The following is a 15355-nucleotide window of genomic DNA, read 5'->3' as shown; positions in this document are numbered from 1 at the left end:
AGTATCGCGGCAGACGGTGGGGGCCGACGGATGCACCGCCGACCCCCACCGTGTCCGTGTTCAGTTGCAGCTGCGCGCTGCCAGCGACACCTCCGTCTGGACGGAGCGTCCGTCGGCGGTCGAGGCGGAGACCTCGATCACGCCGGCGGTGTAGGCCGCCGTGCGGGTGGTGAAGGTGTGCGTCGCCTTCTTACCGGGGGCCAACACGAAGGTCTTCGACCCGTAGCGGCTCTGGATGACCACCGTCGCCGCGGCATCCGCGTCGTTGGCGATCGTCACCGACTCCAGCACCTTGCCCGCGAGGCAGCGCGTGATCGCCGTCGCGGTGACGGCGAGACCGGCGATCTCGACCTCATCCGAGACCGAGGTCGCGACCAGACCGTCGCGGTAGCCGTCGTAGGTCGCCGTGACGGTGGTCACGCCGGCCGGCGCGGTCGCCGTCGCGGTTCCGTCGACGAGCGCGACGGTCTCCGACCACTCGCCGCCGGCGAAGGTGACGGTGCCGACGACATCGCCCTCGTCCTCCGCGGTGACGGATGCCGTGAGCTCACGGCCGTCGGCGTCGAGCGCCGTGGTCGAGGCGACCGCCTCGATGTCGCTCCAGCTGTTGACCGCATCGAGGACCTGACCCGAGACGTTCACGAACGAGCCGTGACGCGGGCTGGCGGGGAGCCCGCCGCGCTGACGCACGACCCACGAGCTCCGCTGCGAGAGACGATCGGCCTGCGAGCTCGAGGCGATCTCGTCGCCCGTCGTCACGAACGCCCGGTAGCCGCCGTCGCCGTAGTTGTCCACGAGGAAGACGTAGCCGTCGCCGGTGTTGTTCGGGTCGCCTTCGTTGAGCTTGATCACCTGCGGACCCTCGCCCGCCTGGTTCGTCTCCAGCGTGGTCATCCGCGTGTCGGTGAGCTGCCACGTCTGCGAGGGATCGGCCGACCAGTTCGACCGGGTGGTCGGAGCGGTGAGGACCTGCGACTTCTCCAGGAAGATGTCCTTGCCCGCCTCGAGACCGTCGGCTGCGCCACCCTCTTCGTTCTTGGTGAAGCGGTAGTAGAAGTCGTCGATCTTGATGACGGTCGAGTCGATGCGCGCGTATCCGGTGTCCTGCCAGCTCTGCGGCGGGTAGGTGAAGGTGCGGAAGTCGCGCGTCAGCACGTAGAACATCCGGGCGTACAGGTTGTCGCTGTTGCTCTTGCTGGCGTCGGAGTACAGACGCGACGCGAAGAACAGCACGTACGACTGCAGCTCGTCATCCCAGTAGGCTTCCGGCGCCCACGTCATGCCCGCGGCGGGCTGGTTGACGGTGATGCCGGAGTTCTCGTCGTTGGTGCGCTCCCAGTTGACCAGGTCGGTCGATTCCCAGATGTGCACCTTCAGGCTGCCGTCGGACTGCGCGGGACCCCAACCGGTGCCGCATCCGATGCAGAGGTCGGTCGCGATCATGTAGTACTTGTCGCCCTCGGCCGAGCGGAGGATATACGGGTCGCGGAGGCCCGTGGTGTCAGCGGTGTTCTCGACCGTGGGCTGCCCGCCGTTGACCGGCGCGAAGCTGAAGAAGTCGTTGCCGGAGGTGGCCGCCTGGTAGATCCGCTCGTCGGAGTCGGACTTGAAGTACGCCGCGACGTAGCCCTCGTCCGGAGCCGTGCGGGCCTTCTCAGCGACGTCCAGCGTGAACGTGCGCGTCGCCGTCTGACCGTTGAGGGTCGCCGTCGCGGTGAGCGTGACCTCGCGGTCGCCCTCACCGTACGCGGGACGCGTGACCAGACCGCCGCCCTCGAACGGGTCGGCCGCACCCACGGAGGGCGCGACGTAGTCCGGGTCGGTGGCGGAGACGAGCGCCGGGTCGGAGGACTCCCACGTGATCTCGGCGCCGTTGACGGAGCCCTTCACCGCGAGGGGCAGGTTCTCCGTGGTCCGCTCCTCCAGCACGATGGCGTCGAGGTCGGCGCCGACGGTCGGGGCGATGACGGTCGCGTCGAAGGTCAGGGTCGACCCGAGCGAGGTCGTCGCGGTGAGCGTGACCGGGGTGTTCTCGGTGATCGCCCGCGACACGACACCGGTGGTCGAGATCACGGCGGGGTTCGACGACGCCCAGGTGAGGTTCACCCCGTTCACGCTCGCTCCGAGCGTGAGGTTCGAGGTGACGCTGTCGAGCGACGGGTTGGCACCCAGCATGTTCGCGAGCACCTCGCCGCGGAGGAGCGCCGCGGTCGCCGCGGTCTTCTCCTCGGCGTCGGGCATGCTCGCCGTCACCTCGTCGGCGGTGAGGGCGACGTCCCAGAACTTCATGTCGGAGACGTCCGCGCGCAGCAGCGCGTCGCCCTGGTAGAGCGAGCGACCGATGTAGCCGAGGGTGTTTCCGGCCGGGATGATCGAGCTCATCGAGCGGTTGTGCGTGAGCGTCGAGATCACCGCGCCGTCGCGGTAGAGGGTGAGGGTGTTGCCCGAACCGACCATCGTGAGGGTCGTGAAGCCCGGGTTGAGGCCTCCGCCCGCAGGCATCCGGGTTTCGCCGTTGTTTCCGTCGGTCTTGACGCGGATCGCGGCCAGCACCTGGTTCGTGTAGCCGCCCTGGGCGGATCGAGGGCTCAGGAAGATGTGGTTTCCGAGCTGCGTGGTGTTCCAGGGGCCGACACCGTCGCCGATGACCCAGCCGAAGTTGTTCCCGGCGGTCTGGGTCGCCACGGTGAACTCCACCGTGAAGTTGTTGTCGGTCCCCGTCACGAGACCCTTGGGTAGCGAAGCGTATCCGTCCGCACGGAAGCGCAGGACGTCGTCGCCTCCGGCATCCGCGAAGGATGCCGAGGTGAGTCCCGTCAGTGTCGCGTGACGGGCGTTGCCCGACACGTCGAGCAGCTGCGAACCGCTGTGCGACATGTCGTAGTGCGCCGTGGGCGCCGGCAACTCGGCGGCCGTCGCGACCGCCGGGGCCAGGCCCACGCCGGTCAGCGCCATAACGCCGGCCACGGTGCCGGCGAGTCCGCGCCGGAACGCGGAACGCCGACGCTGCGGCTGGATGGTGGATCGTCTCATCAGTGAGACCTTCCTCTCTTGTTCGGGTGGGGGGCCACGCTCGCAGGGCGAGCGCTCAGGGAGAGTTGCGGGTTCAGAGGCCCTGGGCGAGGCGGTAGTAGGCCTGGTTCCAGCGCACTTCGTGCTGGAACCGACGCAGGGTGGTGTCCTCGTCGATGACGAGGAGTTCGGTGCCGGCCATGTCGGCGAAGTCGCGGAAAACGTCGATCCCCACGGCGGTGGTCATCACCGTGTGGTGGGCGGCGCCGGCGGTCAGCCAGCACGCCGCGGAGGTGGCGAAGTCCGGCGCGGGACGCCAGACCGCACGACCGACGGGAAGGTTCGGAAGGTCGGGGGCGGTGATGTTCTCCACCACGTTCGCGACCAGGCGGAATCGGTCGCGCATGTCGCTCATCGCCACCACGAGCGCGGGCCCGGGGTCGGCGGTGAAGACCAGACGCACCGGGTCGTCCTTGCCGCCGATGCCCAGGGGATGGATCTCCAGCCGCGCCTTCTGCGACGACAGCGACGGAGACACCTCGAGCATGTGCGCGCCGAGGATCTTCTCATCCCCGGGAACCAGGTCGTACGTGTAGTCCTCCATGAGGCTCGCCCCTCCGGGGAGCCCGGCGCCCATGACGTTGGCGACCCGCACGAGGATCGCGGTCTTCCAGTCGCCCTCCGCACCGAAGCCGTATCCGTCTGCCATCAGACGCTGGACCGCAAGGCCCGGCAGCTGCGTCAACGCACCGAGGTCTTCGAACGACGTGGTGAACGCCCCGAACCCGCCCTCTTCGAGGAACGACCGCAGACCGATCTCGATCGCCGCGCCGTCGCGGAGGGACTGGTGGCGCTCTCCGCCCACGCGCAGTTCGTCCGCGACGTCGTAGAGCTCTTCGTACTCCACGACGAGCGCGTCGATCTCGGACGCGGATGCCGCGGCCACCGCGTCGGCCAGCTCGTTCACACCCCACGTGTTGACCTGCACGCCCAAGCGCAGCTCGGCCTCGGTCTTGTCGCCCTCCGTGACAGCGACGTAGCGCATGTTGTCACCGAAACGGGCGAGCTTCAGCGTCCGCGCCGCGGTCCACCCCGCTGCCGCCCGCTGCCAGTCCTCGACCTGCTGACGAACCGCCGGGTTCGACACATGCCCCACGACGGTCTTCCGCGTGATCCCCAGACGCGTCTGGATGTACCCGAACTCGCGGTCACCGTGGGCGGCCTGGTTCAGGTTCATGAAGTCGAAGTCGATCTCACCCCACGGCAGCTCCACGTTCGCCTGCGTGTGCAGGTGCAGCAGAGGCTTTCGGAGGGCGTCCAGACCCGCGATCCACATCTTCGCCGGGCTGAAGGTGTGCATCCACGCGATCACACCGATCACGTCATCCCGCCCGTTCACCTCCAGAGCGAGGCGACGGATGCTGTCGGCATCCTTCAGCACCGGCTTCCACACCACGCGCACCGGCAACCCGGCGAGGCCGTCGGCCACGGCCTGGGACTGCTCCGCCACCTGCCGCAGCGTCTCCTCGCCGTAGAGGTTCTGGCTACCGGTGACGAACCACACCTCGTAGCCGTCGAGGGAAGTGGAAAGCGGAGTACGGGTCATGCGAGGAATCCTTCGAGGTAGAGAGGGAGAGAGGTCAGAGAGCCGCGACGGCTGCCGCTTCGACGGCCAGCCCCGCACGGTACCGGGTCAGGTACGCGGCGAAGCCGGGGACGTCCTCGGGATCAGGCTCGAGCGTGCGGAAGCTGGCGTCGGCGAACACGCGCTCGCGCAGGTAGGTGTCCAGGCTCATGTCCGCGGGGGCCGAGAGGTACGCGGCGAGGACCGCGATCCCCCATGCCCCGCCTTCGGAGGCGGTCTCGGCGACCACGACCGGCGCGTCGAGCGCCCCGGCCAGGAAGCGCTGTGCGACCCCGGCGGTGCGGAAGATGCCCCCGTGCGCGAACATGCGGTCCAGGGCCACGCCCTCGTTCTCGAGCACGCGCATCCCGAGCGCGAGGGTGCCGAAGGCACCGTAGAGCTGGGCGCGCATGAAGTTCGCGAGCGTGAAGCGGCTGTCGGGCGTGCGGACCACGAGCGGGCGCCCCTCGGAGAGCCCGGCGATCGGCTCGCCGGCGAGGTGGTTGTACGCCAGGATGCCTCCGGCATCCGGATCGCCGTCGAGGGCCTCGCGGAAGAGCACCTCGAACACCTCATCGGGGTCGAGGTCTCCCCCACCCACGGTCGCGAACCGGCCGAACAGGCCGACCCACGCGGCGAGCTCGCTCGCGCCGTTGTTGCAGTGCACCATCGCCACGGGGTCTCCGACGGGCGTGGTGACGACGTCGAGCTCGGCGTGCGCGGTCGCGAGCGGCTTCTCCAGGACGACCATCGCGAAGATACTCGTGCCGGCGGAGACGTTCCCCGTGCGCGGCGCGACGGAGCACGTCGCGACCATTCCGGTGCCGGCATCGCCTTCCGGCGGGCAGAGCGGAATGCCCGGGCGGAGCGCTCCCGAGACATCGAGCAGGGCCGCCCCCTCGGGGGTGAGGGCACCGGCATCCTGCCCGGCGACGAGCACCTCGGGCAGCACATCGGCGATGCGGAGCCCGAAGGCGCGCTCCGAGACGAGCCGGTCGAACTTCTTCATCAGCCCGCGGTCGTAGTCCCGACGCGCCGGATCGATCGGGAACATGCCGGAGGCGTCGCCGATGCCGAGCGCCGAGCGCCCCGTGAGCTTCCAGTGGACGTACCCGGCGAGCGTCGTGATGAGGCGGACGTCCGGGACGTGGGGCTCCTCGTCGAGAACCGCCTGGTAGAGGTGGGCGATCGACCACCGCAGCGGGATGTTCACTCCGAACAGCTCCGTCAGCACGGATGCCGCACGGTCGGTGTTGGTGTTGCGCCACGTACGGAACTCGGCCAGCAGATCTCCGCGCTCGTCGAGGGCGAGGTAACCGTGCATCATGGCCGAGACGCCGATGGCGGCGAGGTTCTCCAGCGGGACGCCGTACCGTCGAGCGACGTCGGCGGCGAGGTCGGCGTAGGCGCCCTGGACGCCCGCCCAGACGTCGGCCAGGGTGTACGTCCACACCCGATCGACGAAGCGGTTCTCCCAGGCGTGGGATCCGACGGCGAGGACCGTGGACGGATCGTCCGCGAGGACGAGGCAGGCCTTGATGCGCGTCGAACCGAGCTCGATGCCGAGCACCGCCCGGCCCTCGCGGATCGCCGCCGCGGCGTCGTGATCACTCATCGGCGCTCGTCCCCCGCCTGCCCGTAGACGTTCTGGTAGCGGTTGTAGAGGCTGTCGATCGCCTCCTGCGGAATCGGGATGAGAGGTCCCGCCTCCCGCGCGTAATGCACCGTGCGCGCGACGTCCTCGACCATGACCGCCGCCTTCACGGCATCCTTCGCCGACACCCCGATCGTGAACGGACCGTGGTTCTGCATCAGCACCGCCCGCGAACGGTGCCCCGACAGCGTCTCCACGATCCCGCGACCGATCGAGTCATCACCGATGATCGCGAACGGACCGATCGGGATCGGACCACCGAACTCATCCGCCATCGCCGTGATCACACACGGGATCTCCTCACCCCGCGCCGCCCACGCCACCGCGAACGTGGAATGCGTGTGCACCACACCCCCGACATCCGGCATGTTCCGATACACGTACGCGTGCGCCGCGGTGTCGCTCGACGGGCTCCGCTCGCTCCCCGGCGTCCCCGGAACGACGTTGCCGTCCAGATCGCACAGGATCATGTTCTCCGGCGCGAGGTCATCGTACGAGACCCCGGACGGCTTGATCACGAACAGGTCCGCGCCCGGCACCCGACCGGAGACGTTCCCGCCGGTCCACACGATCAGGTTGTAGCGGACGAGCTCACCGTGCAACGCCGCGACGTCGGCGCGGACCGCCTCGATGGACGCCTGCACCTCGGGGGCGAATCGGGGGGCTTCCACAGCCATGGACGTCTCCTTCGGGGCCTCGGGGGTGGGGGCGGCGCTCATCGTCGACGACGAGCGGTGAGGACGCGCTGCAGGAGCACGAACACGAGCAGGATGCCGCCGGTGATGATCGTCAGGTACTCGGGCCGGATCGTGCCGTCCTTGGTGATGATCATCCAGAGCGACGCCAGCACGAGCGAACCCACCACCGAGCCGAGGACGTATCCGGCACCACCGGTGAGGAGCGTGCCGCCGATGACGACCGCGGCGATCGCGTCCAGCTCCCAGCCGATGCCGGTCACGTTCTGCGCCTTGCCGCCGACCTCGGCGGTGTACACGACGGCAGCGAGCCCCGCGAGCGCGCCGCTGACCACGTAGATCCAGACGCGCGTACGCGCAACGGGCAGACCCATGAGCTGCGCCGAGGACTCCGCGCCGCCGATGCCGTAGACCGTGCGCCCCATCCGCGTGCGGTGGAGGAAGACGTAGGCGCCGATGATCACCAGGATCGCGATGAAGAATCCGGGGGTGAGCACGAGGTCGTTGACCTTCGGACCGTCGATGATCTTGAAGTCGGTCCCGATCAGCAGGATCGGGGCGTTCTCGGGGGCCTGGACCGGAACCGTGGACAGGATGGAGGCGAGACCGCGGGCGAGGAACATCATCGCCAGGGTGGCGATGAAGGGCTGCACGTTGAAGTACTGGATCAGGACGCCCGAGACCAGGCCGAAGAGCGCACCGAACCCGATCATGAGGAGGATCGACAGCCAGCCGTTGATCCCGATGTTCATGAGCATGACACCGGCGACCGAGGTGAAGGCCACCACCGCCCCGACCGAGAGGTCGATCCCCCCGGAGAGGATGACGATCGTCATCCCGACGGCGAGGATGATCGTCGGCGCGAAACTGACCAGGAGGCTCGACATCGTTCCGGCGTGGAAGACGCGCCCGTAGGCGATCTCGGCGTACACCAGCATGGCGATCAGCAGGACGACGGCCGCGAGGGTCGGGATGATCGACTGGCTTCGACCCCAGACGCGCTGGAGGGCGGTCTGGGCGGCGCTCTCGGCACCGAGGGCGGGGGACGTGACGGGCGCGCTCACGCGACGACCTCCTTACGGGAGCGACGGCGTCCGAGTCGGAGGACGTAGTTCCGCACGCGTTCGGATTGCAGCAGGACGAGGAGGACGATGACGATCGCCTTGAAGGCGGGCGTCGCCGCCGCCGAGACGCCCAGGAACAGGACGGTCTTGTTCAGCGTCGCGATGAGGAGTGCACCGATCGTGGAGCCGAGGATCGAGAACTTGCCGCCCGCGAGGGAGGTGCCGCCGATCACGACCGCGAGAATCGCGTCGAGCTCCATCTGGTACCCGGTTCCCGACACGTCGACCGTCATCACCTCCGACACCGTGAACAGACCACCGGTGGCCGCGAGGACGGCGGAGAGGACGTAGACGGTGATGAGGATCGGGCGGGGTCGGATGCCGGCGAGGCGGCTGGCCGCGGGGTTCACCCCGATCGACTCGATCATGAGGCCGAGAGCCGTCCGGCGCATGATGAGCGACACCACCACGACGATCGCGATCGCGAGGACGAAGCTCGTCGGGAGTCCCAGGATCTGGCCGTTCGAGATCTCGCGGAAAGGAGCGTTCGTGGCGTTGGTGTTCTGACCGCCGGTGATCACTCGGGCGATGCCTCGCGCGGCGAGCATCATCACCAGGGTGCTGATGAAGGGCTGGAGACCCACGACTGCGACGAGCAGTCCGTTGATCACACCGAGGAGTGCACCGATAAGGAGCGCCACGGCGATCGCGATGAACATCGCTCCGAACGGGCTCTGGCCGTCCACGGCGCGGAGCGTCTCCATCGCCGCCGCTCCACCGACCGCCATGATCGAGCCGACCGAGAGGTCGATGCCCTTCGTGGCGATGACGAACGTCATGCCGAGGGCGATCATGATGATCGGCGCCGACACACGGAGGATGTCCAGGACGTTTCCGGCGAGGAGGCCGGTCGTGGAGTTGATGCCGATCGCGAGGTAGGTCGGATCCTTGAGCGTGTTCACGGTCAGGAGGAGCGCGATGCCCACCAGGCCCCAGAACCACGGGGTGCGGATGAGCGTCTTGACGATCGCCATGTCAGATCTCTCCTTCGGCGATCTTCTCGCCCTGCTCTTCTGATCGGTCCGCGCTGCCGTCGGCGGCGATGATCGACACGATGCTCTCCGCAGTCACGTCGGGGCCGTTGACGACCTCGCCGACCTTCTGGTGGTCCTTCAGGATCACGATCCGCTCGGACAGCCGCACGACCTCCTCCAGCTCGGACGAGATGAAGACGACGCTCATGCCGCCTTCGGCGAGCTCCGCGACCGCTTCCTGGATGTCGGCCTTGGCGCCGACGTCGATGCCGCGGGTCGGCTCGTCGAGGAGGAGCAGGTCGGGCTCGGTGGCCAGCCAGCGGCCGAGGAGGACCTTCTGCTGGTTGCCGCCGGAGAGGAGCCGGATCGGACGGTCCGGGTCGTTGGGGCGCACGCTGAAGCGCTCCATGTAGGTCTTCACGAGCTGGTCGACCTCGCGCGCGGGGACGCGGCGCAGCCATCCGCGCTTCGCCTGGACGGCAAGCATGATGTTCTCGCGGACGCTGAGGTCGCCGATGATGCCGTCGTCGCGGCGGTTCTCGGTCGAATACGCGATGTGCTGGGCGAGACCGTTGACCGGCGACGTGATGGACGCCTTCTTGCCCTTGACGCGGACGGCGCCGGAGTCGGCACGGTCGGCGCCGAAGATGAGGCGGGCGAGCTCGGTCCGGCCGGCGCCGAGGAGACCGGCGAACCCGACGACCTCGCCGCGGTGGATCTCGATGTCGGTCGGGGCCAGTGCGCCCTTGCGGCCGAGGTCCTCAGCGGCGTAAACCGGCGTCTCGGTGCGGTCGCGCACGTCGACCTGGCGGTTCGAGCCGAGCGCACGGAGCGTCTCGAAGTCCTTGCCGATCATCTTGGAGATGAGTGCGCTGCGATCGAGGTCCCGCTTGAGGTACTCCCCGACGAATTGACCGTTGCGCAGGACCGTGATGCGGTCGCTGATGGCGTAGACCTGGTCGAGGAAGTGCGAGACGAAGAGGATGGCGACACCCTGGTCGCGAAGACGTCGCATCACGGTGAAGAGGACCTCGACCTCGGCGGCGTCCAGGCTCGAGGTCGGCTCGTCGAGGATGAGGACCTTGGAGTCGGTGACCATCGCGCGGCTGATCGCGACGAGCTGCTGGAGCGCGATCGAGATGGACGAGAGGGGTGCGCGGGTGTCGAGGTGGCCGAGCCCCATGCGAGAGAGGGCGTCCTCGGCCTGCGCGTGGGTCTTCCGCCAGTTGATGCCGAGGGGGCCGCGGACCTCGTGCCCGAGCATCACGTTCTCACCGATGGTGAGGTTCGTGCAGAGGTTGACCTCCTGGTACACCGTGGAGATGCCGGCGGCCTGCGCGGACGCCGTTCCCGTGAGGTGGCGCTTCTCGCCGAAGACGAGGATGTCGCCCGAGTCGATCTGATAGACGCCGGTCAGCGCCTTGATCAGGGTCGACTTCCCCGCGCCGTTCTCACCCATGAGGGTGTGGACCTCGCCGGGGAGGAGCCGGAAGTCGACCTCGTCGAGTGCCTTGACGCCGGGGAACGTGATCGATGCGCCGCGGACTTCGACGATCGGGGGGGATTCGGTCATCTCTGACGAACTTCCTCGTGTAGTGCTGGTTTCGGGTGTGAGCCGACAGGAACGGGGATCGCCTTGTGCGGCGATCCCCGCTCCGTCAGGTGGTGGTGCTGGTCAGACGATCCGAGCTCAGAAGCCCTGGCCGTCGGCGAGCGCCGTCTCGCCGGCCTCCGGCGAGTCGAACGTCGCGCTGTCGACGATGATGGTCGACTCGACGGTCTCACCGGCGAGCGCCTTCTCGACGACGTCGACGGCGATGTCGCCGAAGAACGGGTTGTACTGAGCGACGAAGCTCAGCTGGCCCGCGGCGAGCGCCTCGAGGGCACCGGTGGTGCCGTCGATCGTGGCGATCTTGACGTCCTCACCGGGGACGAGACCGGCAGCCTCGACGGCCTGCGCGGCGCCGATACCCATCTCGTCGTTCTGGGCGAAGATGAACTGGATGTCGTTGTTGTTGGCGCGGAGCACCGTCTCGGTGACGGACTTGCCCTCGTCGGTCTTCCAGTTGGCGGTCTGCGCGCCGACCTTGGTGAAGCCCTCGGTACCCTCGACCTCGGAGTCGAAGCCCTCGTTGCGCTCGTTGACGACCGAGAGACCCGGGACGCCCTCGAGCACGTAGTAGTTCGCACCCTCCGGGAAGGTCTCCACGGCCCATGCGCCGACGGAGGCCGCGACCTGGAAGTTGTCGGGGGCGATACGGGTGACGTAGAGGTCCTCGCTGGCGTCGACACCGCGGTCGAGCAGGATGACGGGGATCTCGGCCTCCTGAGCGAGCTCGAGCGAGTCCTCCCAGCCGGACGCCTCGGTCGCGGTGAGGAGGATGACGTCGACCTCGTCGTTGACGAAGGTCGAGAACGCGTCGAGCTGCGACTTCTGGTCGCTCGGGCTGGCGGCCGGAGCGTACTTGAGCTCGTAGCCGGCCTCCTCCGTGAAGGCGTCCTTGACAGCCTGCTCGTTCGCGTTGCGCCAGCCGCCCTCGGGGCCGACCGCGACGAAGCCGACAGTGATGAGCTCGCCGTCGCCACCGGTGTCGCCACCGGCGCTGCCGCCGTTGTCGCCGCCCGATGCACAGCCGGCGAGGCCCAGTGCCAGCGCCCCAGCGCCGACGAAACCGATGACGCCGAGCAGGCGCTTCTTCTGTGACATGTGTCTCCTCCTTGAGATCGACGCTCCATCGTGGAGTCGGGTCGGATCACTCTGGTGCAGCTGCCTGTCGCAGCCGCGTGCATCAGTATTGTGCGCGCTAACAAGAATTGCAAGCAAGAGTTGCAAGTTTCCGTTACGGAGTCGTTACGCCCGCCCGGGGACGGCGATCAGGCGCGCGGCGGCGCCGTGGATTCGCGCACGATGAGCTCGGGCAGGATCATCGCGCTGTCCGCCGGCTCCTCGCCCGCGATGCGGCTGACGAGCAGCTCCAGGCCCAGGCGTCCGAGCTCGGCGAAGTCCTGTCGCACCGTCGTGAGCGGAGGCAGGAAGTGACGCGCGTCGGGCAGATCGTCGAAGCCGACGACGCTGATGTCCTCGGGAACGCGCAACCCGCGCTTCGTGAGTCCGTGGATGAGACCGAGGGCCATCTGGTCGTTCGATGCGAACACCGCGGTGACGTCGTCGATGGCGGGCGCGTCGCGGCCGATCGCGAAGCCGGCATCCGAGGTCCAGTCGCCGACCAGCGCGTCGCGGATCGTGAGCCCCCGATCGGCGAGATCCTCCTCCCACGCCGTGTGACGGGCGCGGGCGTCGAGCCAGTCGAGCGGGCCCGAGATGTGCAGGATCTCGCGGTGTCCGAGATCGACGAGGTGCGCCACGGCCGCGTGCGCACCCGCGCGCTGGTCGACCGCGACGGTCATCATCTCCGGGTCGGGGTCTGCTTTGACCACGAGCACCGGCACACGGGTGGGCTGCTCGCGCAGCGTGTCGAGCGACGAGGAGCGGGGGGCGATGACGCACAGGGCGTCGACGCCCTGCGACATCAGGTCGGCCACGCCGACATCCACCCCCAGATCGGGGTCGTCCGAGATCGAGAAGGCGCTCACCGAGTAGCCGCTGTCGCGCGCGGCGCGCTCGAGGGCGCGCAGCGTACTGTTCGGGCCGTACTCGACCGGTCCGTCGACCATCACCCCGATCCGCATGGCCTTACGCGTCGCGAGTGCCCGGGCGATCGAGCTCCGCGTGTAGTTCATCTCGTCGATCGCCTGCATCACCCGCTCGCGGGTCGAGTCCCGGATGTTGGGATGCCCGTTGAGCACCCGGGATACGGTCATGTGCGAGACTCCGGCGTGGGCGGCCACGTCGTAGATGCTCGGACGCTGCCACGCGCGATTCTGATCGCTCATCGGCGTCCCCCCTTTGTTCATTTCCAGCATGGGGTGCCGAGCGCTCAGTCGCTACCGGCGCGTGCCCCCCTGCGACGCAGAGCGTACGCGATGACCCCGGCCCCGACCAATGCGACCGCGCCGATGATGAGCCAGGTGGGGTCGATGCCGGTGCCCGCGAGCCAGTCCGGCACCGAGGGAACGCCGGTGGGGCTCGGGGACGGGAGGGGGGTGTCGGTGGGGACCGGCGTCGGCGAGGGGATCACCGTCTCGGTCGGCGTCGGGGTGGGGGTCGGGGTGGGCAGAGGTGTGATTTCGACGTCGACGCTGACGCCGTCGCTCTGGTCCGTCTCGGTGGAGAAGATGTTCAAGGCAGGCCTCACTGGAGTGGGGACGAGCCGCCGCTGGGGAGTAGGACGTCGTCGGATGGGTGGTTCTGGGCGGCCGCGGCGCGGCCTTCCTCTCGGGCCGCGGCGAGAGCCGCCGCCATGCGGTTCCGCGAGCGTCGGCGCCCCCAGAAGAGCGCGCCGATGACGAGCACGAGACCGAAGAGGATGAGGAGTTGGGGAACGGGGATGGCCCACGCCGTCGCCGACGCGGTGATGGGCTCGACGGGGACGGCATCCCCGCCGAGGTCGAAGCCTTCGGGGACGAGGGTGATCTCCACCGGCACGTAGAACGTCGGCCACACCCCCGGCACGACGACCTCGACACGGCGCGTCTCGCCGGGAAGCAGCGTCTGCCGCGCGCCGTCGTCCTCGCCGATGGCGACGACTCCGGTGCCCGCGCCGACCTGACCGGCGACGGTCACGTTGGCGTTGCCGGTGTTGGTGACGTCGAAGGATGCCGTCATGGCACCCGGCCGGATCGGGTTCCACGCGAGCGTGTACTCGGTGACCACTCCCCCGATCTCCGCCGAGGCGACGATGTCGCCGGTGACGCGGGTGAGGATACGGAAGCCGACGCGGCTCTCCACCCCCACCTGCGATCCGGTGTCGTCGGTGCCGGTGGACAGCACCGAAGCGGCGATGCCCGCCACGTGGTCGCCCGGGACGGCGTCCTCGGGCACGGTCGTCGTGAACGGCACCACGACCGTGGCGTTCGGCTCGACGGTCACCGACTCCGGAAGGTCGATCCAGGTCCCCGCATCGACGGACTCCCGATCGGAGGGGAGCATGTTGAACCGGCCGTTCTCGTTGTAGTAGCCGTCCGCCGCGTTGAGCTGGAACGTGACGGCGACCCGACTGGAGTTGCGGACCGCGAAGAAGTCCTCTGCCGTCTGGCCGGGATCGAGTTCCTGCTCGATCACGCCGCGCTGATCCGGACCGGACGCATCGGCGGGAGTGACGGACCATGTGATCCGGTCGTCGTCATCCTGCGCGTGCGCCGGCACGGCTCCGACGACGGACGTGCCGAGGGCGAGGGCCAGAGCCGTCGCCCAGGCCGCCGCGATCGAGACGCGGGTGGGGATTGTTCGCATGGATATCCATCCTGACGCACGCTGACGGGTGAGAACCGGGGCCGAACACCGACCCCGGTCCTCACGCACGCCGTCACGACTGCGGAGCGCTACCGCGCGGGGACGCTCACTCCTCGAAGAGTGAGAGCGTCAGAGTGGAGCTGTATGAACCGGGGGCGACGTCGAGCGGGGTCTTGAGCGTCAGACCAGCGGTCGCGGACCAGGAGCTGGTCCCGCCGTCCCGTGCCGGAGCCGTGTCGGCGAGGTACAGGATCTCGCCCTCGACGAGGCCGACCGCCGGGTTGGCCACGCCCTCGTCGAGGATCGTCTCGATCTCCTGGCCCGCCTGGACGATGCCGTCGCCGTCGTCGCCGACGAGCTCGGGCACCCAGCCGAGATGACCGGGAGCGAGGGGGTCCTGTCCGGCGTCTCCGACGAACTCGGACGCCTGCCCGAGCACGTACCAGAACGCCCCCTCGGGGACCTCCTCAGGCGTGCGCGTGTCGGTGACCGTGACTACGGGGAGAGTGCCGTCGAACTGACGGATCTCCGCGTCGCCCGAAGCGACCTCGGACAGCGGCGACGAGGTTCCGTCGACGCTGAGGCTCAGCGTGCCCGGCTCTTCGAGCGGCGCGATCTCGACGTTGACGTCGACATCCTCGTTGCCGAACTCCTCGGCGAAGGCGGTGCCGGCCGCACCGGCGAGCACGAGGCTGCCGGCGGCGGCCACGGCGATACGGGCCGAAAGCCCACGAGAAAACTTCATTGCTTACTCCGTTTCTTCGACCGACGACCACGTCGATCGAGCGTGCAAAGACCACCGGACTTTCCGGTCGTCGCTCGTCAGGCCCGGGGTATCCCTGTCTCGCGACTCGTTCATGTTACCGAGAACAAATCGAGGGGACAAGTCTTTCCGGAGGGGATTTCCCGGGGGCGGACA

Annotated in this window: 12 protein-coding genes; all 12 read right to left on the bottom strand. The window is 68.7% G+C overall.

Going from position 1 to position 15355, the window contains the following annotated elements:
• Positions 1-60 precede the first annotated feature (60 nt).
• Entirely contained in the window at positions 61-3033 is a 2973-nt protein-coding gene (locus KZC50_RS07175) for an immunoglobulin-like domain-containing protein (protein ID WP_310891180.1), read from the bottom strand.
• A 73-nt stretch (positions 3034-3106) separates the two neighbouring features.
• Positions 3107-4618, bottom strand: a complete 1512-nt coding sequence (araA, locus tag KZC50_RS07170) for an L-arabinose isomerase (RefSeq protein WP_310891179.1) — start codon at positions 4616-4618, stop codon at positions 3107-3109.
• Between the two features lie 34 nt (positions 4619-4652).
• On the bottom strand, positions 4653-6251 hold the full coding sequence (locus tag KZC50_RS07165; RefSeq protein ID WP_310891178.1) for a xylulokinase: 1599 nt from the start codon (positions 6249-6251) through the stop codon (positions 4653-4655).
• Positions 6248-6967: an L-ribulose-5-phosphate 4-epimerase gene (locus tag KZC50_RS07160; protein ID WP_310891177.1), complete on the bottom strand. Its 720-nt coding sequence runs from the start codon at positions 6965-6967 to the stop codon at positions 6248-6250. Before KZC50_RS07160 ends, KZC50_RS07165 begins: the two co-directional genes overlap by 4 nt.
• A 38-nt stretch (positions 6968-7005) precedes the next feature.
• Entirely contained in the window at positions 7006-8049 is a 1044-nt protein-coding gene (locus KZC50_RS07155; protein WP_310891176.1) for an ABC transporter permease, read from the bottom strand.
• Positions 8046-9083, bottom strand: a complete 1038-nt coding sequence (locus tag KZC50_RS07150; protein ID WP_310891175.1) for an ABC transporter permease — start codon at positions 9081-9083, stop codon at positions 8046-8048. Before KZC50_RS07150 ends, KZC50_RS07155 begins: the two co-directional genes overlap by 4 nt.
• 1 nt (position 9084) lies before the next feature.
• On the bottom strand, positions 9085-10656 hold the full coding sequence (locus KZC50_RS07145) for a sugar ABC transporter ATP-binding protein (protein ID WP_236967333.1): 1572 nt from the start codon (positions 10654-10656) through the stop codon (positions 9085-9087).
• 117 nt (positions 10657-10773) lie between these two features.
• A complete protein-coding gene (locus KZC50_RS07140; RefSeq protein WP_310891174.1) occupies positions 10774-11790 on the bottom strand; it encodes an ABC transporter substrate-binding protein in 1017 nt (338 codons plus the stop codon).
• Positions 11791-11957: 167 nt separating this feature from the next.
• The gene (locus tag KZC50_RS07135) at positions 11958-12977 is read right to left on the bottom strand and encodes a LacI family DNA-binding transcriptional regulator (RefSeq protein ID WP_310891173.1); all 1020 of its coding nucleotides are present in this window, start codon (positions 12975-12977) and stop codon (positions 11958-11960) included.
• Positions 12978-13021: 44 nt separating this feature from the next.
• Positions 13022-13327: a hypothetical protein gene (locus KZC50_RS07130; RefSeq protein WP_272877634.1), complete on the bottom strand. Its 306-nt coding sequence runs from the start codon at positions 13325-13327 to the stop codon at positions 13022-13024.
• 8 nt (positions 13328-13335) lie between these two features.
• Complete coding sequence (locus KZC50_RS07125) at positions 13336-14436, bottom strand: WxL protein peptidoglycan domain-containing protein (RefSeq protein WP_310891172.1); 1101 nt, start codon at positions 14434-14436, stop codon at positions 13336-13338.
• Positions 14437-14542: 106 nt separating this feature from the next.
• Positions 14543-15181: a hypothetical protein gene (locus tag KZC50_RS07120; protein ID WP_310891171.1), complete on the bottom strand. Its 639-nt coding sequence runs from the start codon at positions 15179-15181 to the stop codon at positions 14543-14545.
• Positions 15182-15355: the final 174 nt, after the last annotated feature.

Source organism: Microbacterium aurantiacum (genome assembly GCF_031625015.1).
Classification (GTDB): domain Bacteria; phylum Actinomycetota; class Actinomycetes; order Actinomycetales; family Microbacteriaceae; genus Microbacterium; species Microbacterium aurantiacum.
The sequence above is the reverse complement of the archived record's forward strand: the minus strand, read 5'-3'. Positions and strand labels throughout refer to the sequence as shown.